General features: G+C 40.8%; 17 protein-coding genes and 1 tRNA gene. 3 read left to right on the top strand and 15 right to left on the bottom strand.

What is annotated here, in order from left to right:
- Positions 1-28: 28 nt before the first annotated feature.
- From L1D46_RS06695 to L1D46_RS06680, 4 genes are all read right to left on the bottom strand, one after another.
- The gene (locus L1D46_RS06695; RefSeq protein ID WP_167658405.1) at positions 29-1,204 is read right to left on the bottom strand and encodes a mandelate racemase/muconate lactonizing enzyme family protein; all 1,176 of its coding nucleotides are present in this window, start codon (positions 1,202-1,204) and stop codon (positions 29-31) included.
- 9 nt (positions 1,205-1,213) lie between these two features.
- The gene (locus tag L1D46_RS06690) at positions 1,214-1,981 is read right to left on the bottom strand and encodes a class II aldolase/adducin family protein (protein WP_130050395.1); all 768 of its coding nucleotides are present in this window, start codon (positions 1,979-1,981) and stop codon (positions 1,214-1,216) included.
- A gap of 128 nt (positions 1,982-2,109) precedes the next feature.
- Positions 2,110-2,433: a c-type cytochrome gene (locus L1D46_RS06685; RefSeq protein WP_130050394.1), complete on the bottom strand. Its 324-nt coding sequence runs from the start codon at positions 2,431-2,433 to the stop codon at positions 2,110-2,112.
- A gap of 103 nt (positions 2,434-2,536) precedes the next feature.
- On the bottom strand, positions 2,537-3,076 hold the full coding sequence (locus tag L1D46_RS06680) for a DUF2058 domain-containing protein (protein WP_239977134.1): 540 nt from the start codon (positions 3,074-3,076) through the stop codon (positions 2,537-2,539).
- A gap of 232 nt (positions 3,077-3,308) precedes the next feature.
- Between L1D46_RS06680 and L1D46_RS06675 the strand changes: the two genes are divergently transcribed.
- Entirely contained in the window at positions 3,309-4,445 is a 1,137-nt protein-coding gene (locus L1D46_RS06675) for an MFS transporter (RefSeq protein ID WP_130050392.1), read from the top strand.
- Here L1D46_RS06675 and L1D46_RS06670 read toward each other — a convergent pair.
- Together L1D46_RS06670 and L1D46_RS06665 are read right to left on the bottom strand one after the other, a co-directional pair.
- Positions 4,412-4,912 carry a prolyl-tRNA synthetase associated domain-containing protein gene (locus L1D46_RS06670; protein ID WP_130050391.1) on the bottom strand — a complete coding sequence of 167 codons (501 nt, stop codon included), beginning with the start codon at positions 4,910-4,912 and terminating at the stop codon, positions 4,412-4,414. The two genes, L1D46_RS06675 and L1D46_RS06670, sit on opposite strands and share 34 nt — an antisense overlap.
- Positions 4,913-5,299, bottom strand: a complete 387-nt coding sequence (locus tag L1D46_RS06665; protein ID WP_130050390.1) for a hypothetical protein — start codon at positions 5,297-5,299, stop codon at positions 4,913-4,915.
- 166 nt (positions 5,300-5,465) lie between these two features.
- Between L1D46_RS06665 and L1D46_RS06660 the strand changes: the two genes are divergently transcribed.
- Positions 5,466-5,541 (top strand) — tRNA-Ala (locus L1D46_RS06660).
- A gap of 171 nt (positions 5,542-5,712) precedes the next feature.
- Here L1D46_RS06660 and L1D46_RS06655 read toward each other — a convergent pair.
- Positions 5,713-6,960, bottom strand: coding sequence for a glutamate-5-semialdehyde dehydrogenase (locus tag L1D46_RS06655; protein WP_130050389.1), 1,248 nt, complete (start codon positions 6,958-6,960; stop codon positions 5,713-5,715).
- Positions 6,957-8,063, bottom strand: a complete 1,107-nt coding sequence (gene proB / locus L1D46_RS06650) for a glutamate 5-kinase (protein WP_167658407.1) — start codon at positions 8,061-8,063, stop codon at positions 6,957-6,959. The genes L1D46_RS06655 and proB overlap by 4 nt, the downstream gene beginning before the upstream one ends.
- Before the next feature lie 918 nt (positions 8,064-8,981).
- Between proB and L1D46_RS06645 the strand changes: the two genes are divergently transcribed.
- On the top strand, positions 8,982-10,841 hold the full coding sequence (locus L1D46_RS06645; RefSeq protein ID WP_167658408.1) for a sodium:proton antiporter: 1,860 nt from the start codon (positions 8,982-8,984) through the stop codon (positions 10,839-10,841).
- A 203-nt stretch (positions 10,842-11,044) separates the two neighbouring features.
- Here L1D46_RS06645 and L1D46_RS06640 read toward each other — a convergent pair whose 3' ends face one another.
- The 7 genes from L1D46_RS06640 to miaA all read right to left on the bottom strand — a co-directional run bounded on the left by L1D46_RS06640 (position 11,045) and on the right by miaA (position 18,015).
- On the bottom strand, positions 11,045-11,653 hold the full coding sequence (locus L1D46_RS06640) for a tetratricopeptide repeat protein (protein ID WP_239977132.1): 609 nt from the start codon (positions 11,651-11,653) through the stop codon (positions 11,045-11,047).
- Positions 11,654-11,765: 112 nt separating this feature from the next.
- On the bottom strand, positions 11,766-13,079 hold the full coding sequence (locus L1D46_RS06635) for an adenylosuccinate synthase (protein ID WP_130050385.1): 1,314 nt from the start codon (positions 13,077-13,079) through the stop codon (positions 11,766-11,768).
- Between the two features lie 225 nt (positions 13,080-13,304).
- The gene (gene hflC, locus L1D46_RS06630) at positions 13,305-14,183 is read right to left on the bottom strand and encodes a protease modulator HflC (RefSeq protein WP_130050384.1); all 879 of its coding nucleotides are present in this window, start codon (positions 14,181-14,183) and stop codon (positions 13,305-13,307) included.
- Between the two features lie 5 nt (positions 14,184-14,188).
- Positions 14,189-15,355 (bottom strand): FtsH protease activity modulator HflK, encoded by a 1,167-nt coding sequence (gene hflK, locus L1D46_RS06625; protein ID WP_130050383.1) that lies wholly within the window; start codon positions 15,353-15,355, stop codon positions 14,189-14,191.
- A gap of 91 nt (positions 15,356-15,446) precedes the next feature.
- Complete coding sequence (gene hflX / locus L1D46_RS06620) at positions 15,447-16,736, bottom strand: ribosome rescue GTPase HflX (protein ID WP_130050382.1); 1,290 nt, start codon at positions 16,734-16,736, stop codon at positions 15,447-15,449.
- 17 nt (positions 16,737-16,753) lie between these two features.
- Positions 16,754-17,017: an RNA chaperone Hfq gene (gene hfq / locus L1D46_RS06615; RefSeq protein ID WP_130050381.1), complete on the bottom strand. Its 264-nt coding sequence runs from the start codon at positions 17,015-17,017 to the stop codon at positions 16,754-16,756.
- An 80-nt stretch (positions 17,018-17,097) separates the two neighbouring features.
- The gene (gene miaA, locus L1D46_RS06610) at positions 17,098-18,015 is read right to left on the bottom strand and encodes a tRNA (adenosine(37)-N6)-dimethylallyltransferase MiaA (protein WP_167658409.1); all 918 of its coding nucleotides are present in this window, start codon (positions 18,013-18,015) and stop codon (positions 17,098-17,100) included.
- Between the last annotated feature and the right edge of the window lie 2 nt (positions 18,016-18,017).

Raw genomic sequence — 18,017 nt, 5'->3', positions numbered from 1 at the left:
ATATTTAACTTAATAGTATTATCGATTGTTACTTAATCTCAACACGCTGTGAGCGCATAACAACTTCGTCATTCAGCTCAATACCGATCCCTGGCTCTTCTGATACTTGGAAGAAACCATTTTTAGGCTGTGGATCTTGAATACATAACTCACGGTTCCACTTTTTAATCGCATAGGTGTGATGTTCATGAATTAAGAAGTTAGGAATTGCGGTTTCTAGGTGTAACGAAGCTGCGGTTGCTACTGGTCCACCACACACGTGAGCTTGAATGCGCACATCGAAAATATCTGCATAATCACACACTTTTTTAGTTTCTGTGAAACCACCACATAGACCTAAGTCTGGCTGTAGTACATCAATACTTTGATCTTCTAGGTATGGACGCACACCCCAGCGATTATACAAACGTTCACCGCCCGCAATTGGCACGGCAACTTTGTCGGCAACTTTTGCATGTAATGAATGATTTAAGTAGTTCACTGGCTCTTCGTAATACATACAATCGAACTCTTCAGCAATCTCACCTATTTGAATTGCTGATGTCGCACCTGGTAAGCTGTGACATTCAAAAATAATATCAACTTCGTCACCGACCGCTTCACGAATAGCTTGCATACGCGCACGATATAACTTCATTTCTGCACGAGAAATAATGTTAGTACGATCATAATAAGTATTGCCGTTTTTATCGTACTGAATTGGATCAACTTTTACCGCATCATAACCTTCAGCCATCGCCTTAAGCGCTGCTTCTGCGTATTCTTCTGGGTGAACAAGCGCTTTAAATTCGCTGTCCCAGTCAAACTGTAATTGTGATGCGTAAGTACGTAGCTTATCGTTAACTTTACCGCCTAATAGCTGATAAACAGGTAAACCTAATGCTTTACCTTTTATATCCCAAAGCGCAGTATCAATGGCGCTCATTGCTGCATACACAACAGGACCACCACCTAAACCCCAAAAGCTTTCGCGTAGCATTCGTGACCACAGTTTTTCTGTTTGAAATGGGTCATGACCAATTAAAAAGGCATCAGCCATTTCTTTGATCATTGCCGCTGCTGCGCTATGACCTAAATCATAAGCAAGACCCGCTTCCCCCACACCGCTAATACCTTCATCAGTGTGAATACGCACAAAAACAGGTGTCCAAGCTGGTCTTTCTGGACAATGAATATCGAACACTTCGACGCGATTAACTTTCATGGCTACTCCTTACTGAGCAAAACTAGGATCAAGACGATAAGCTTTACGTAGCATTGCTGGCCAAGCTAACTGGCCACCGGTGCTGCCGCTATGCACGACATTCGCTTGATTATAAATATTATCGATAATAGGTTGTGGTACTGGGATTGCCGTTTGGCCACTGGCTTGAATAGCCAATTGAATTTCACAGGCGCGCTGCAAATCATAAAAGCGCATAAAGGCATCACCTACTGTTGGTCCCACGGTTAAGCCACCATGGTTAACCAATAGCATGTGATTAGTGGTGCCTAAGTCATCCTGTAAACGCTTTTTCTCGTCACTGTTTACCGCTAACCCTTCGTAGCCATGATAAGACAATGATGGTAATGAGAACATTGAGTATTGGCTTAGTGGTAACAGGCCTTTTTCTTGCGTTGCAACGGCAATGGTCTCTTTTGTATGTAAATGAATTACACAGTGAGCGTCATCACGTACTTCATGAATAGCACTGTGAATGGTAAAACCTGCCGGATTAATTTTAAACGGCGTGTCATCAAGAATATTGCCAGCTAAATCTACCTTCACAAGATTTGATGCAGTCACTTCGTCAAAACTTAAACCAAATGCATTAACTAAATAGTGATCTGTGCCTGGTAAACGCGCCGATAGGTGGGTGTAAATTAAATCACCCCATCGAAAATGATCAACTAAACGGTAGCATGCAGCTAGATCAACACGTAGCTGCCATTCTTGTTCAGATACTTTATTTTTTAAATCGAGTTTTGGTAAGTCAAACATGGAAAACCTTGTATATGTGACACTGCACAAATAGATGTATAGAAGTCTAAATTACTATTAATGGATGATCAATAGTTGATACAAAAAGGCCACATCAATTGATGTGGCCTTTTTCACTCAATTAGCGCTTATTTTACTTGCGATAAGTAATCAGCAATTGCAGACATTTCTTCTTCAGATACATTTGCAACCATCGCTTTCATTGCAGCAGTCATACCGTTACTACGCGCACCTGATTTGATATCTTTCATTTGGGCTAGTAAGTACTCTTTATTTTGACCGTTTAACTTAGGGTACTGAGGCATGATAGGTGCTTTACCTTCTGCACCATGACAAGTTTGACAAAGCTTAGCTGTGTAAAGTGTTGCACCATCGGCAGCCATAGTATTAAAAGATAGGCTTGCAGCCATTGCAATGCCAGCCCCACATAAAATTTTCGTGATCTTGCTCATTTGTATCTTCTCTTTTTTGACGGGTTATTAAACATTTTCTTTAGTGTAGACCATGATTTAACAATATTGCACCCGAAAATTGTAATGGCAATCGAAACAATAACTACCAAATTAAATCATCAGGCACTTCAAAATCAGCATACGGATCATCTTCATCCTTTTGCTTATCTTCAGGCTCAACATGGAACACTATATAATCTTCGCTGACTTCAGCGACTTTTCGTGCTGGTTCGTCTTCCAGTACAAAAAATTGGCCTTCTAAAACACAAATTGCTAAACGGCCACCAGCTAGGGCCTTCTGTGTTTTTTCGTTTACTTCGAGCTCTTTCACTTTATTTTGATAAGTGAAGTTAAATGTACGATCTCCACGGATCTCTTCTTGATTGTGATGCTCTAAAATCTGCTTAACGCGAGCCACTTGCTCACGTTGTTTCTGCTCTTCTAAACGCGCTTGATTAAGCTCATCAGCTTTTTTCTGTTGCTCTAGCTTAGTTTGCTCTATATGTTTTTGTAGATCGCTAGGATTACTCGTTGCGCCTTTCTTTTTCTTCTTTTGCTGCTTGCGCTTCTCTGTTTTGGCTACTTTAGCTTTGTGTGACGTAGTAAGGCCAGCCTTAAGTAATTGCTCTTGTAATGAACCCATGACGAAATTCCAATTTATTAATGCGTATTAGGGTTATTTTAATCAGCTCTGCCAACAAATAACAGTACTGAGCCCACTTGATTCACAGCAATCGAGTATATTGCAGTGAGATTAACACGCGATGAAATCATGACATATTGATTTAACGCAAGATTTATAATTTTAGTCGCCTTTGAACTTGTAAAAAACCCTGTACCCGATAAGCTAGGGCTTTTCCTCTCGGGAGCTTAAAATGCAGCTGCGACATTTGTTACTTTGCTCTGTATTTATTTTCTTTGTTTTATACGCCCCACAACCCTTGCTTGGATTATTTGCCAACTATTTTTCTGTATTGCCAGCCACTGCAGGTAGCTTAATGACAGCGACCATGCTGCCATTGGCTATCGCCCCTTTAGTGTATGGCTTATTTTTAGCAAAACGAAATCCGTTAACAATTTTAAAGATTGCTATGTTTGTGCTAGCAATAAGCTGTGTCGCTTTTACCTTAGCACCTAGTTTTGAATTGCTATTACTGGTTCGCTTTATTCAAGGGCTCACTCTCCCAGCGGCTCTCACAGCCATGACCAGTTATATTGGTGTAACTTATCAGGCCGACCAATTACAGCGTAATATGACCCTATACATTGGCAGCACCATCGTCGGCGGTTACTTTGGACGTATACTCGCGGCCTTATTTACTGACTTTTTGAGCTGGCAAAGCTTTTATTATGTGATTGCGTTAGGGTTAGTATTGTTTGCAATCACCATTCCAAAATCAAGCAAAGGTGCGAGCATTCATGCAGCCAAATCGCCTCTGTTGTATCTAAAACAATTAAAAGATCCGCAGGTATTAAAGCTATATGGAGCGATTTTTTGTATGTTCTTTTGCTTTGCAGCGCTATTGAATTATTTACCTTTCATCCTACAAGACAGTTTTGCTATCACTAATACCCGAGATATCGGGCTGGTTTACAGCGGTTACTTGCTTGGTGCACTCGCATCCATAGCTACACCTTGGCTGTTACGAAAGTCATCAACACCTTGGCGTTTATTAACTTGGGTATTTGTATTCTATAGTCTGACCATGGTGCTACTGATGAGTCAGCAGTTAATACTTTTTGTTATTGCTTTTACCGGCTTTTGTGGCGCAATGTTCGTGATCCACTCAAGTGCGGCGCCATTAGTAAATAAAATCAGCAGTGCACCTGCAAGTGTCACCAATGGGGGTTATGTATCGTTTTATTACAGCGGTGGCGCACTCGGTTCGTTATTGCCTGGACTGGTATATCAGCAACACGGCCAAGTTGCCTTTATGACCGTGCTACTTTTAGTTTGCTTAGTGGGTTTAAGCTTAGTTTATTTGGCTGGAAGAAATACGATACGAGGCTGATGCCCGGTACTTGCAAAAAATAGCTCTAAGTCATCTTTTTTCATCAACCATGTCGCGGTATTTTCAAAAGGGTGACAATGAAAAAGCTCGTTGAACCAAATTTCTTGGTCTAGCCAAAGGGTAACATTATTTTGTTTGTCGTTTAAAAGTGCCAGCATAGAAACACAGCCCGGTGGCACTTTCAGATAACGCGCTAACCGCTCATCAGATGCAAATCCTAAACGAGATAACCCTTGCTGCTGAGCAATGGCTTTTAAGTCAAGCTGCTTGTCATGGGCAGTGATCACTAAAAAATGCCGCTTGCCTTCGTTATCTCGTAAAAACAGGTTTTTTAATCGTGTGCCCGGTCTATCGAGCATAAATTTATCGGCATCTAAACTACCATGTAACGGTGGATGCTCAATCACATCATAGTTAATATCTAATTGAGCTAGCGTAGCAGCTAACTTATTTTTATCTGCATACATTTACAAACAACGTCCTCGTAATTGCACACTTAAATCACGCCATAATACTTCGTCAATAACGTGTTTATCGTCGCAGTACTTCCGTTCTTTAAGTTCTTTATTTAATAATTCGACCGCTTGATCTTCGAGCATAAGTTTTAAGTTGCTCGATTCTTCAAATACTTCTTGCTCGGCAAAGTCTTTAAACTGCCTGCGTGTCATTGGCTTATCAAGGTTAATTGGCTGTCTTCCTTGTGCTTTAACTGACACCACATAGGCAAAAATTTTATTGCCTTGGTCGTCATTTTTTTCATAAAACTGCTTATTATTAATTTCAAATGGAGGTGCTTCTCCTTGGCTTGCGCAACCGGTAAGTAAAACAACCAAAAGCCATGCTATTTTTTTCATTATTGGATAAGCCTTGTACAGTGAATGCGCTTTAGTCTACCAAAAATAAAACAATAGAGTAAAAATTCGAACATTTTAAAAAAAATACTTGACCAAATATGTAAAAATATTTAAAGTTCACCCCGCTTGAGACGCAAGACTTAAGCATCCTGTATTTTAGGAATGTGGGGCTATAGCTCAGCTGGGAGAGCGCCTGCCTTGCACGCAGGAGGTCAGCAGTTCGATCCTGCTTAGCTCCACCACTTTCCTACCTTTCTTTAGGCAACCTGCCGAATTTAATAATCAAAGCTAAGTTATCTAACCAATTTTTATATTTCTAGTCGTTTATACGTTTTACTTTATTAAAGTAAACTTGTTTTAGACATAAAAAAACCGAGCAGAGCCCGGCTTTTAAAATGATCACTTGTTATCGGTTACTCACGAATTTGACCTTCGCCATTCACTAAGTATTTTTCAGTCGTAAGTGACTCAAGACCCATTGGACCGTAAGCATGTAGCTTAGTTGTCGCAATACCAATCTCAGCACCTAGACCTAGCTGTGAACCATCAGAAAAACGCGATGACGCATTAACCATCACAACAGAGGCATCAACGCTGCGTTGGAATAGCTCAGCCGCAGCTTGGTCTTTAGTACAAATCACTTCAGTGTGGTTTGAACCAAACTTAGCAATATGATCAATTGCACCAGCAAAATCTGGCACAACTTTGATTGCGATTTCTAAATCTAAATACTCTTCACCAAATTCATCATCAGCAAGCACAGTAGCATTATCAAAATATTCAGCAGCTTTAGCATCTGCGTTTACTTTTACGCCTTCTTGACGAAGTACCACTGCACATAGATTTAAAAACTCATCTGCAATATCTTGGTGTACCACTAAACCTTCTAGGGCATTGCACACACCGGTACGCTGAGTTTTACCATTTAATAATAAGTTGATAGCGACATTCAGATCAGCGTCTTTATCGACATAAAGGTGACAAACACCTTTAAAGTGCTGAATTACTGGAATGGTACTGTTTTCTGTTACAAAATTAATTAAACCCTCACCACCACGCGGGATGATTAAATCAATAGTGTCACGTTGTTGCATCAGTTCCATTAGTAGACCACGGTCTGGATCTGGGATCACTGAAATCAACGCTGCTGGTAAACCATGCTTCTCAAGTACTTTGTGCATCACACTAGCGATCGCTTGTGAACTACGTAGTGCTTCTTTACCACCACGTAAAATAACACCATTACCTGATTTAAAGCATAATGCACCAGCATCAGCCGTCACATTTGGACGTGCTTCATAAATCATGCACACAACACCAAGTGGTACGCGCATCTTGCTGATCTTGATACCATTCGGGCGCTCTGAAATTTCGCGTAATTGACCCACAGGATCATCGAGACTAACAATGACTTCAATACCTTCAGCCATCGCTTCAATACGCTCATCGTTAAGCGTTAATCGGTCAATCATAGATGCAGCAAGGTTATTATCACGTGCTGCCGCTAAATCGCTTTCGTTTTCTTTGATGATAAAGGCTTTGCTTTCACGTAATGCCTGTGCCATCTCAGCTAAAACTTGATTCTTAGTAGCAGTATCAAGTAAAGCTAACTGGGTTGCAGCTTTGGCAGCTTGACTCGAAATATCCGTAATTAAACTCATGACTTCTCCAATAATGCGATATCTTTCTCTGAAACAACTGGGCCGATTGAATCTTGCATTTTTTCGCTAAATTCACTTTGCTCGTTGTCAGCAATAAAATTCAATAAACAGCTACTGTAATTCGCTGTTGCTTTTGCTAGACGCGTACCATCATCACTACGAACTAGTATAGTATCGCCTACGCCAAATTCTCCGTGCACCGCAACGATCTCGTCGCTACGAATACAGCCGTCTTCATCTTTTAATGATTCATCAAATGAACCTTCAACTACAACCTCACCTTGCTCATTCGCTGTGTGAGTCATCCAATGCACAGCCTCTTGCATTGGTTTTTCATATGGTGTGAAGATAGTACCTGGGTTGTCACCCGCTAGTAGTCGATTAAACGTCTCTTCTTTAAAACCATTTAAGATAAAAGTTGTAATACCATGTGAAGTGGCTTTTTCAGCCGCTTCGATTTTCGTTTTCATACCACCTGTACCAACGGCACTGGTTGCACAACCGGCCATGGCATAAATTGATTCATCAATATTTTCAATTTTAGGAAGCAACACAGCATCTTCATGTAAATTCGGATTTTTGTCATAAAGACCATCAACATCCGAAAAAATCATCAATGCATCTGCATCCGCAGCTGCGGCGACCATTGCCGACAGGTTATCATTGTCGCCAACTTTTAAATCATCGGTCGTTACCGTGTCATTCTCATTAATGATAGGTAATACACCATGTTCAAGTAAGGTGAAAACTGTTTCACGAATACTGGTGTAACGCTCACGGTCACGTAAGTCACCGTGGGTTAATAAAATCTGTGCCGAAGGAAAATCAAAAAATCGATCCCACATTGCCATCATTTCTGTTTGACCGGCAGCAGCCATTGCTTTTTTCATCGTCACTGAACGTTTTTCTTGTTCTGGGAATAAATGCGAACCAGCAGCTACCGAACCTGATGATACTAAAATCACTTCGATACCTTGCGCTCGACAGCGAACGATGAACTGTGCAATGGTCAGTAAATAACGTGAGCGACACCCGTCTTGTTCGGGTGCGATTAATGCGCTACCTACTTTTAGTACTATACGTCGCCAATTTAACTTTTGCATAACTGTTCAACTTTCCATTTTACTATCTGTTCAGTGCCAATTTGCCACTGATTAAAAGACTCGCGTTTAGCACAACTAAACGCACTGACTATTATCACTTTGCCAAACGACTTATCTATGCACACGACTACGCCACGCAAATACTGCGATTAGATATAGCACAACTTTTATTCAGTCAGTAGACCAAACGGTTATAAACCATAAGTTGATAAAAAAAGATAAGTGTTGTTTATGTATCGCTGTAAAAAGCTGTGTGCGGCTTTTATTAATAACAACATACATAGAGCCTATACAATCTGGTACACCAACAGATAGGGTGTAGATTGTATGACCGAGATTTAGCTGCCACGATGGGAGCTAAACATTGACCAGATAATGAACTTTAATTCTATTCAACACGTAATAAATACACACTGAACACTAACAAGCTCATTTCTATTTAATTAGAAAACAAAGTGTATAAAACACTAAAACTGTTACAAACAATTGATTATTTAGAGGTAGAACTCTGAAAGTATAAGACAACGCTTATAAATATTTAGATATCAAATTGTTTGAACACGAAATATAATACGGGAAATCAGGGTCAAAGATCAAGTGTAAAAAGTAATCATGGCTTTTATACTTACCATAAATGGTAAAAATAGACTTTTTTTAACAGCAACTTAGGACGCAACATCTTCGACCTGATGATTTTTCATTAACAAATCAGATTTTTGTTTTCAAAATAGCCCAAAAAGTAGTAATAACGACTAAAATCGTATTTGAAGCAACAAGTTTGCTTGTATCCATGACGGTGAGTAGGCTTTAATAGATAAGTATTTTTTAAAAGTTCAGCGGCTGTTTATCGTCTTCAAACACGATTATCTAAGGTGTTGGTATTTTTTAAATAGTAGTAACTAAAGGATAATTCATTCTATGTCAGCAATTTATATAGCAGGGATCGCCTTGTGCTCTGTATTAGCACAGTGGGTAGCATGGGCGTTTCGTGTACCGGCTATTTTATTTTTACTACTAACAGGTTTAATACTTGGACCATTTAGTGGTGTGCTTGAACCTGACGCACTGTTAGGGGATTTATTATTTCCTGTGGTTTCTTTAAGCGTAGCGGTGATCTTATTCGAGGGTTCACTTACCCTGCACTTTAGAGAGCTCAAAGGTATCGGCAAGGTTGTTCGCAACCTCTGCTCCATCGGGATGATCACAACATGCTTGGTGGTAAGCCTAAGTGCTTATTGGATTTTAGAGCTGAATTGGCGGGTTGCCGCTGTACTTGGTGCAGTTCTTGTCGTTACTGGTCCTACGGTTATCGCACCGCTGTTAAACTCTATGAGACCTACTCAAGATATCGATCGTATTTTACGCTGGGAAGGCATAGTAATAGACCCAATTGGCGCATTATTCGCTGTACTCGTATTCGAAGCTGTAATGCTTGTAGGTCAAGGCGAAGTACTAAGCCATACCATTATCGCCCTATTTAAAACTTTAGGGGTGGGTTTAACAATTGGTGTGGTTGCAGGTTGGCTTACTACATTACTGATACGCCGCGAATGGCTCCCTTTCGAATTACATAAATTTGGTATTTTAGCTTTAGTCTTAATTAGTTTTACTGTGTCTAACCACTTAAGTCATGAATCTGGTCTATTGGCTGTAACCGTATTTGGTATTTGGCTTGCTAATCAAGATGAGCTCGAAATTGACTCAGTACTTGAGTTTAAAGAAGACCTTTCGATGATCTTAATTTCATCGCTATTCATCTTACTTGCAGCCCGCCTACAGTTATCTGATTTAATGATGCTACATAGCGATGTATTTATTTTCTTAGCTATCGTGCTCTTCGTGGCACGTCCAGCATGTATTGCAATATCAACCTTTAAAACCGATTTACCGCTAAAGTCTCGCTTAGTGCTATCGTGGATTGCGCCACGAGGCATTGTTGCAGCAGCGGTAGGCTCTGTATTCGCTTTGAGTATGGTAGAAGCAGGCATTGCCGACGCCGAAAAAATAGTGCCACTCATATTCACTGTGATCATAGTAACAGTGGTACTACAAAGCCTGACAGCAACGCCATTAGCTAAACTATTAAAAGTACGCCAGCCTGCTCCAAATACCATATTAATTATTGGTGCAAACCATGTAGCACGTGCTATTGCTTGTGGCTTAAAAGATCAAAACATTCCGGTGCACTTGTCTGATCCTGCATGGGAAAACTGTAAAATGGCGCGCATGGACGGCTTACCTTGTTACTATGGTAACCCGCAATCAGAACATGCAGAGCGTTATTTACCATTAACGACGATTCGTAGCGTATTAGCGCTATCGCCTAACCGTCATCACAACGCATTGGGCGTGCAATATTTCTCGCATTTACTCGACGAAAAAGACGTGTTTTCACTGCGCTCTTCAACTAACCATGCTAAAGCAAACAAAGACAGTGCGACGTTCTTATCACGTCAGATTTTGTTTGGAGACAATGGTGCGTACGCTCGCTTAAGTAGCTTAATAGCCAAAGGCGGCAAAGTCAGTGCAACTCGCATTTCTGAGGAATTTAGTTGGGAGCAATACAAAGAGATCAATAGCGAAGCAATACCACTGTTCATTTTAAGTGGTGAAAAAAATGATGATGACGATTCACCAATTAAAATTCGCCCATTTACGACAAGTATGGAAAAGACACCACAAGTAGGTGAGCGTATCGTTGCGCTACAACCACCTAAGTTGTCGGTGTTAAAAGACCCAAACAACGGCAAACCAAAAGAAAGTAAAGAAGAGAAATAATACCAATTCGCTTAATTAARTAGTCTATTTTGAGGCAAGAAAATCTTGTTGATAACAAGGCAAAAATTTCGTTATTYAGTTGTTCTAAATGAGAAATTTTTAACGCAGGTAGCGACAGGTTTAATCCCTCAAAATGATTAAGTATTATTGCGGATTGGTATAACAAGAGGCCAGCATCAGTTGGCCTTTTTATTTGTATGTTTCTACATAGGTAAACGCGCGCGCTCAACGACGCTATCTGGCATCTTTTCGGCAAGCTTCGCTAGTAAGTTTTCGATTTTTTTGTGAGTAGCTTTATCAGCAACCATTGAATGAAATAACCAACGGTAGGCATCTTCATAATCACGTGGACTGCCATAACCTTGGTTAAACAGATTTACTAAACGCATTTGCGCTTTTAAGTTGCCTTGCGCAGACGCTTCACGCAGATAGGTTACCGCCATGGCTTTATCTTGCTGTACGAGCCGTCCTGTATCATAGTAGCGGCCAAGTTGCTCTAATGCAGCGCTTAGCCCTTGTTGAGCGGCCTGACGCATATAATAAACCCCTAATTCTACATTGCGGTCTACACACACCGCATAAGCTAACATATCACCATACAAGAACTGATACGATGGTAGTGCCATTTTATTGGCTCGTGCTTCGATATCTCGTACTAACTGGCAATCATCTGCCTTTACACGTGCTAGGTGTGCATTTTTATTGATCAAGCCAATTAACTCGCTCTCTGAGTACAGAGGTACTGCTGCAATGGGCTCTTCAGCCATGCTCAGGCTGGAAAAGAGTAATGTTAAAGGCAATAAAACACGCATCAAAATCACTTAAAAAAAGTCGGTCTTAGCAAATAATATACAATTATCATTCCAGAGTGAATTTTAGGCACAAAAAAAGCTGCCGAAGCAGCTTTTTTAGTCACTATGGCAATTATGCAAACGGGTTGCGTAATACCATCGTCTCTACACGGTCAGGACCTGTAGAGATAATATCAACTGGAACACCAGTGATTTCTTCAATACGTTTGATGTAATCAAGTGCCGCTTGTGGTAATTGATCAACTGACGTTACACCTACTGTGTTTTCAGACCAGCCAGGCATTTCTTCGTATACTGGCGTTACTTTTTCGTAACCTTCAGCAGCTAATGGTGTAACGTTCGTTACAGTGCCATCTTCTAACTGGTAACCAGTACAGATTTTTAATGTTTCTAAACCGTCTAATACATCTAGTTTAGTTAAACAGAAGCCTGAGATGCTGTTGATTTGAACTGCACGGCGCATTGCTACTGCATCTAACCAACCTGTACGGCGTAAACGACCTGTCGTTGCACCGAACTCATGGCCTTTATCACCTAAGTGCTTACCAACTGGATCTTGTTTATCAAGACCGTCATAAAGCTCTGTAGGGAAAGGACCTGAACCTACACGTGTCGTGTATGCTTTGATAATACCTAATACGTAATCAAGGTGTAGTGGACCAAAACCAGCACCAGTTGCTACACCACCAGCAGTCGTATTTGATGATGTTACGTACGGGTATGTACCATGGTCGATATCAAGTAATGTACCTTGTGCACCTTCAAATAAGATGTTATCACCAGCTAAACGAGTTTGATCAAGAAGCTCAGTAACATCAACAACCATTGCTTTTAAGATATCTGCGATAGCCATTGCATCGTCAAATGTCTTTTGGAAATCAACTGGTTCAGCTTTGTAGTAATGCTCTAATGTGAAGTTATGGTATTCCAATACTTCTTTAAGCTTGCTAGCAAACTGTTCAGGGTTGAATAAGTCACCTACACGTAAACCACGACGTGCTACTTTATCTTCATAAGCTGGACCGATACCACGACCTGTAGTACCAATTGGCTTATCGCCACGTGCTTTTTCACGGGCTAAATCTAATGCAATGTGGAAAGGTAAAATTAATGGACATGCTTCGCTGATTAATAAGCGCTCACGTACTGGTACGCCACGCTCTTCTAGCATGCCGATTTCTTTCATTAATGCTTCTGGTGATAAAACAACACCATTACCGATCACACACTTAACATTGTCACGTAATACACCCGATGGAATAAGGTGTAAAACCGTCTTTTCACCGTTGATTACCAGAGTATGGCCTGCGTTATGACCACCTTGATAACGAACTACTAAAGATGCTTTGTCTGTAAGGAGGTCAACTACCTTACCCTTACCTTCGTCACCCCATTGGGTGCCTAGTACAACAACGTTTTTACCCATTGCAAATTCACTTAGAAAAAATTAGGACGAGATTTTATCAGAAAACGAGGTGAAAGATCACCCCGTTTAGCTTATTTTTTCTGCGCCTGAATTTTTACCTTCTTTAATAATTCAACAACTACAGGCAGAACAGAGGTTTATAAAAAAGTTGAGGATGAAAATTAATCATTCACAGAAACAAAAAAGCCCTACAAAATGCAGGGCTTTTCATCACACAAATTTTAGTTACTGTGCTTTTGTACCTTTCATATAATTAAAGAAGTCGCTATCTGGTGAAAGCACCATCACGTCTTGTTTATCTTTGAAAGTCTTCTTATACGCTTCTAAGCTACGCACAAAACCAAAGAATTCTGCATCTTTGCTATAGGCATTCGCGTAAATAGCAGCGGCATCTGCATCACCTTGACCACGAACAGTACGCGCATTACGCTCAGCATCTGCAAGCATAACTGTGACTCGACGGTCCACTTCGGCACGAATCGTTTCAGCTTTTTCTTGACCTTCAGAACGGTGCTCTTTAGCTACCGCAGTACGCTCAGCTCGCATACGTTGGAAGATTGAGCTACTCACTTCTTGCGGTAAGTTAATTTGCTTTACACGCACATCAAGTACTTCAATGCCTAGCTCTTGTGCACTTTCAGAAGCTTGTACTAATGCTTCTTCCATCAGTTCACTACGCTCACCTGAGACAATTTCTCTGATAGTACGAGAACCAAAGTTAGTACGCAGGCCATTATTCACTTTTTGCTTTAGTAGTGTTTCTGCATATTGCTTATCACCACGAGCACGAAGATAAAAAGCACTAAAGTCATTAATTCGCCATTTTACATATGAATCAACGATTAAATCTTTTTTCTCACTTGTTACAAAGCGATCTGGTGCACCATCTAGCGTTTGAATACGTGCATCTAAACGACGTACTTGGCTAAAGAAAGGCACTTTTAAGTGTAATCCTGGACCATATACCACCGCGTTGTCATTACTATCTTTTTCAACTTTGCTGAATAACAGAACGATTGCCTTCTCGCCTTCTTGTACAACAAAAATCGAAGAAAAAGACAGCACAACTGCAAGGGCAAGTATTACTAAACTAAAATTTTTCATCTTGCTTATCTCCCCTCATTGAAACGGTCAGTTGCGAAACGGTCATTACTTGAATTTACCGTACTGTTACGTGAAGTGTTTATTTTGTTGCGAAGATCTTTAATATCACTTGAGCTTGGTAATGCAACACGTGTCGCTGTACCTTGTTTTTCCATGATTTTATCAAGTGGTAAATACAGCATATTGTTACCACCTTTCACATCAACTAACACTTTAGAGCTGTTACTTAGCACTTCTTCCATTGCATCAATATATAAGCGATTACGTGTAACTTCTTTTGCCGCTTGATACTCTGGTAATAGCTTTTCAAATCGAGCCACTTCACCTTGTGCTTCAAGTGTAATACGTTCACGGTATGCTTCGGCTTCTTGTGTCATACGTGTTACTTGACCACGAGCACGAGGTTCAATTTCACGAGCGTACGCTTCGGCTTCACGGATGAAACGCTCTTCATCTTCTTGTGCAGCGATAGCGTCATCAAAGGCATCTTTTACTTCACCCGGCGGACGTGAATCTTTAAAGTTCACATCGCTCACAATAATACCTAGATTGTAAGGCTCGATGATTTTGTTAAGCTCATCCCACGTTTGTTGACGCACTAACTCACGACCAGTCGTTAACACTTGGTCCATTTTTACATGGCCAATAACATAACGTAGTGCACTATCAAGCGCTTGTTGTAAGCTGTGGTCAGCATCAGTAACACTGAACTTGTAAAGGTGTGGATCGATAACACGGTACTGTACTTCAAACTCAACATTAACCACGTTTTCGTCTTCGGTTAGCATGAAGCCTTTTGCAGATAGAGAGCGAACCGCTTCTATATCAACCGGAATCACACGTTCAATGAAAGTCATTTTCCAACGTAAGCCAGGCTCTGCAATACGGTCATATTGTCCAAACTGTAAAACAATACCGCGCTCAGCTTCTTTTACCGTGTAAATACCACTTAATGCCCATACGATGATGGCAATAATGAGGATGAAAGAAATGCCTGCGCCGCCAAGTCCGCCGCCGCTTTTACCTGGTTTATTACCACCAAATAAACCGCCAAACTTGTTGCCGAACTTACGCATTACCTCGTCTAAATCAGGTGGGCCTTGATCTTTTCCGCCTTTATTATTCCACGGATCTTTATCATTGCCATTATTACCCGGTTCATTCCAGGCCATAGCTATACTCCATTGTTATCTAAATGAATTAGGTTAAATCTATCAAATCTACAGCGTTTCTCATACTAAAAAAGACAAATGCCGGTGATTTTTAATTAGTCACTACGAAAGAGTCGAGCTCTTGTCCCATCTCTTTTTTCAAGCGATTCCAGTCTGCCATTGGTAAGCGTACCGATAGTAACCAGTTTCCTTGTTCATCGAAACTCTCTTGATGAACTGCGTTTAAGTTAAATAATGCTGCACGAATACGACCATATTGTGGTGCTAATTTTAGTTCATCAGCAAACATCTTCTTGGCAAGTAACTCATTAATTGCCTCAGACAGTAGCTCACAGCCTACGCCTGTTCGCGCAGATAACCAAACTCGTACTGGTTGACCTTCATCGTTTCTATCTATACGTGGCGCAACGTCATCTAGTGCATCTATTTTGTTATAAACCAATAACTGAGGCACTTCATCTGCTTCAATTTCTTTTAAAACAGACTGTACTTGCTCAATATTTTCTTTTCGACGAGGGTCTGCCACATCAATAACATGTAGCTGCAAATCAGCTTCACGGGTTTCTGTTAAGGTTGCTTTAAACGCTGCAACAAGGTCATGCGGTAAGTGACGTATAAAACCTACCGTATCAGCTAAAATAACCGGACCTATATCACCAATATCCAACTTACGTAAGGTTGGATCTAGGGTTGCGAATAACTGGTCGGCTGCATACACATCAGAATCTGTAATGCGGTTAAATAACGTTGATTTACCAGCATTGGTATAACCAACTAGTGAAACCGTTGGAATTTCATTTCGCGTTCGTGCACGCCTACCCTGCTCACGTTGAACAGCGACTTTATCTAAACGGGCACGAATATTTTTAATTCTTGCGCGCAATAATCGTCTATCGGTTTCGAGCTGGGTTTCACCCGGACCACGTAAACCTATCCCCCCTTTTTGTCTTTCAAGGTGGGTCCAACCACGGATCAATCGAGTAGAAATATGGCGTAACTGAGCTAACTCAACCTGAAGTTTACCTTCGTGAGTACGCGCTCGCTGCGCAAAAATATCTAGGATCAAACTCGTACGATCAAGAACACGACACTGGCAAACGCGTTCTAAGTTGCGCTCCTGTGACGGGCTAAGTTGATGGTTGAAAATGATGACATCTGCATTGTGGATTTTGACAGTTTCAGCGATTTCTTCTGCTTTTCCGGTCCCGACGAAAAGTTTCGGATGTGGTGCTTGACGACTGCCTTGCACAATCGCCAAACTACTAACACCAGCAGAAGATACCAACAACTCTAATTCGTGGAGATCTTCACGATCCCCCTCTTTAGGTAAGTCGATATGAACTAAAACTGCCTGTTCGCCGGCTTCATAACGGTCAAACAAGCATTACGCTCCTAAGTTTAAAAATTTCCAGGTTCTTGCTCTTCTGAATCATCACTTCCTTGAACACCTTGGAAGTTAACAGAACGCGCTGGAACAACAGTTGAAATAGCGTGTTTATACACCATTTGATTAACGGTGTTTTCAAGTAAAATAACAAATTGGTCAAATGACTGGATTTTACCCTGCAATTTAATGCCATTAACCAAAAAGATTGATACTGGAATGCGCTCACGACGTAACGCATTTAAAAATGGGTCTTGTAACGACTGGCCTTTTGCCATGTTATTTTCCTTCGTTCTAGGTGTTATTATAATTAAGTAGCTGAACTAATTTAACAAAGCTAAAAAACTTTCAGCTACTACTAGCTTAGCGAACTTACTACACGTTGCAAGTTTTCTTCATCACCCGAAGTCAACCAAGTTACATCAGGCCAACCTCTTAACCAAGTCAGTTGTCTCTTGGCTAACTGCCGTGTGGCTGCAATACCGCGAAAGACCATTTCATCATAGTCAATTTCGCCAGCAATGTAATCCCACATTTGTCTATAACCCACACAACGAATCGAAGGTAGGTCTGGGTGTAAATCCTTACGTTTATATAGGGATGAAACTTCATTTTCAAACCCCTGATCGAGCATTATTTTGAACCTTTTCTCAATTCGCTGATGTAATTCACTGCGATCATCAGGCGCAATGGCAAATTGATGGAAAGTATAAGGAAGCTCAGGCTGTTTTTGTTTTTGCAGCTCAGTCATTGTTTTACCTGTTATACGATACACTTCCAATGCGCGATTAATTCGTTGCGAATCATTTTCGCTTATTTTTTGTGCTGCATCAGGATCAATTTTCACAAGCTCTTTATGCAAATGTGGCCAGCCTAACTGCTTTGCTTCTTTTTCAAGCTCGGCACGTACTTCAGGTGATGCCTCTGGTAGCGGTGATAAGCCATCAATAAGCGACTTAAAATACATCATTGTACCGCCAACCAATACAGGTACTTTACCTTGCTTATGAAATAGATCAATCTTTTCAATGGCATCACGGCGAAAATCTGCTACTGAATAACTATCTGCTGGGTCAATAATATCGATCAAATGATGCGGCGCACGAGCTAGCTCTTCTGCATTTGGTTTTGCAGTGCCGATATCCATATCTTTATAGACTAATGCTGAATCAACACTGATTACTTCTGTGTTTAAATGCCCACACAGCGAAATTGCTAAGTCTGTTTTCCCTGCAGCGGTTGGTCCCATTAAAAAAATGACGGGTAAGTTATTCAAGC

The sequence above is a fragment of the Pseudoalteromonas sp. Isolate3 genome (assembly GCF_022398505.1).
Lineage (GTDB): Bacteria > Pseudomonadota > Gammaproteobacteria > Enterobacterales > Alteromonadaceae > Pseudoalteromonas > Pseudoalteromonas apostichopi.
This window is presented reverse-complemented; position numbering and strand designations above follow the sequence as displayed.

What these genes read in the sequence shown, in the direction of transcription:
- L1D46_RS06655 (WP_130050389.1), bottom strand. Translation starts at nt 6,960, where the DNA reads ATGAGTTTAATTACGGATATTTCGAGTCAAGCTGCCAAAGCTGCAACC.
- hflK (WP_130050383.1), bottom strand. Translation starts at nt 15,355, where the DNA reads ATGGCCTGGAATGAACCGGGTAATAATGGCAATGATAAAGATCCGTGG.
- L1D46_RS06675 (WP_130050392.1), top strand. Translation starts at nt 3,309, where the DNA reads ATGCAGCTGCGACATTTGTTACTTTGCTCTGTATTTATTTTCTTTGTT.
- L1D46_RS06665 (WP_130050390.1), bottom strand. Translation starts at nt 5,299, where the DNA reads ATGAAAAAAATAGCATGGCTTTTGGTTGTTTTACTTACCGGTTGCGCA.
- L1D46_RS06685 (WP_130050394.1), bottom strand. Translation starts at nt 2,433, where the DNA reads ATGAGCAAGATCACGAAAATTTTATGTGGGGCTGGCATTGCAATGGCT.
- hflC (WP_130050384.1), bottom strand. Translation starts at nt 14,183, where the DNA reads ATGAAAAATTTTAGTTTAGTAATACTTGCCCTTGCAGTTGTGCTGTCT.
- L1D46_RS06640 (WP_239977132.1), bottom strand. Translation starts at nt 11,653, where the DNA reads ATGCGTGTTTTATTGCCTTTAACATTACTCTTTTCCAGCCTGAGCATG.
- proB (WP_167658407.1), bottom strand. Translation starts at nt 8,063, where the DNA reads ATGCAAAAGTTAAATTGGCGACGTATAGTACTAAAAGTAGGTAGCGCA.
- L1D46_RS06635 (WP_130050385.1), bottom strand. Translation starts at nt 13,079, where the DNA reads ATGGGTAAAAACGTTGTTGTACTAGGCACCCAATGGGGTGACGAAGGT.
- L1D46_RS06695 (WP_167658405.1), bottom strand. Translation starts at nt 1,204, where the DNA reads ATGAAAGTTAATCGCGTCGAAGTGTTCGATATTCATTGTCCAGAAAGA.
- L1D46_RS06670 (WP_130050391.1), bottom strand. Translation starts at nt 4,912, where the DNA reads ATGTATGCAGATAAAAATAAGTTAGCTGCTACGCTAGCTCAATTAGAT.
- hfq (WP_130050381.1), bottom strand. Translation starts at nt 17,017, where the DNA reads ATGGCAAAAGGCCAGTCGTTACAAGACCCATTTTTAAATGCGTTACGT.
- L1D46_RS06680 (WP_239977134.1), bottom strand. Translation starts at nt 3,076, where the DNA reads ATGGGTTCATTACAAGAGCAATTACTTAAGGCTGGCCTTACTACGTCA.
- L1D46_RS06690 (WP_130050395.1), bottom strand. Translation starts at nt 1,981, where the DNA reads ATGTTTGACTTACCAAAACTCGATTTAAAAAATAAAGTATCTGAACAA.
- L1D46_RS06645 (WP_167658408.1), top strand. Translation starts at nt 8,982, where the DNA reads ATGTCAGCAATTTATATAGCAGGGATCGCCTTGTGCTCTGTATTAGCA.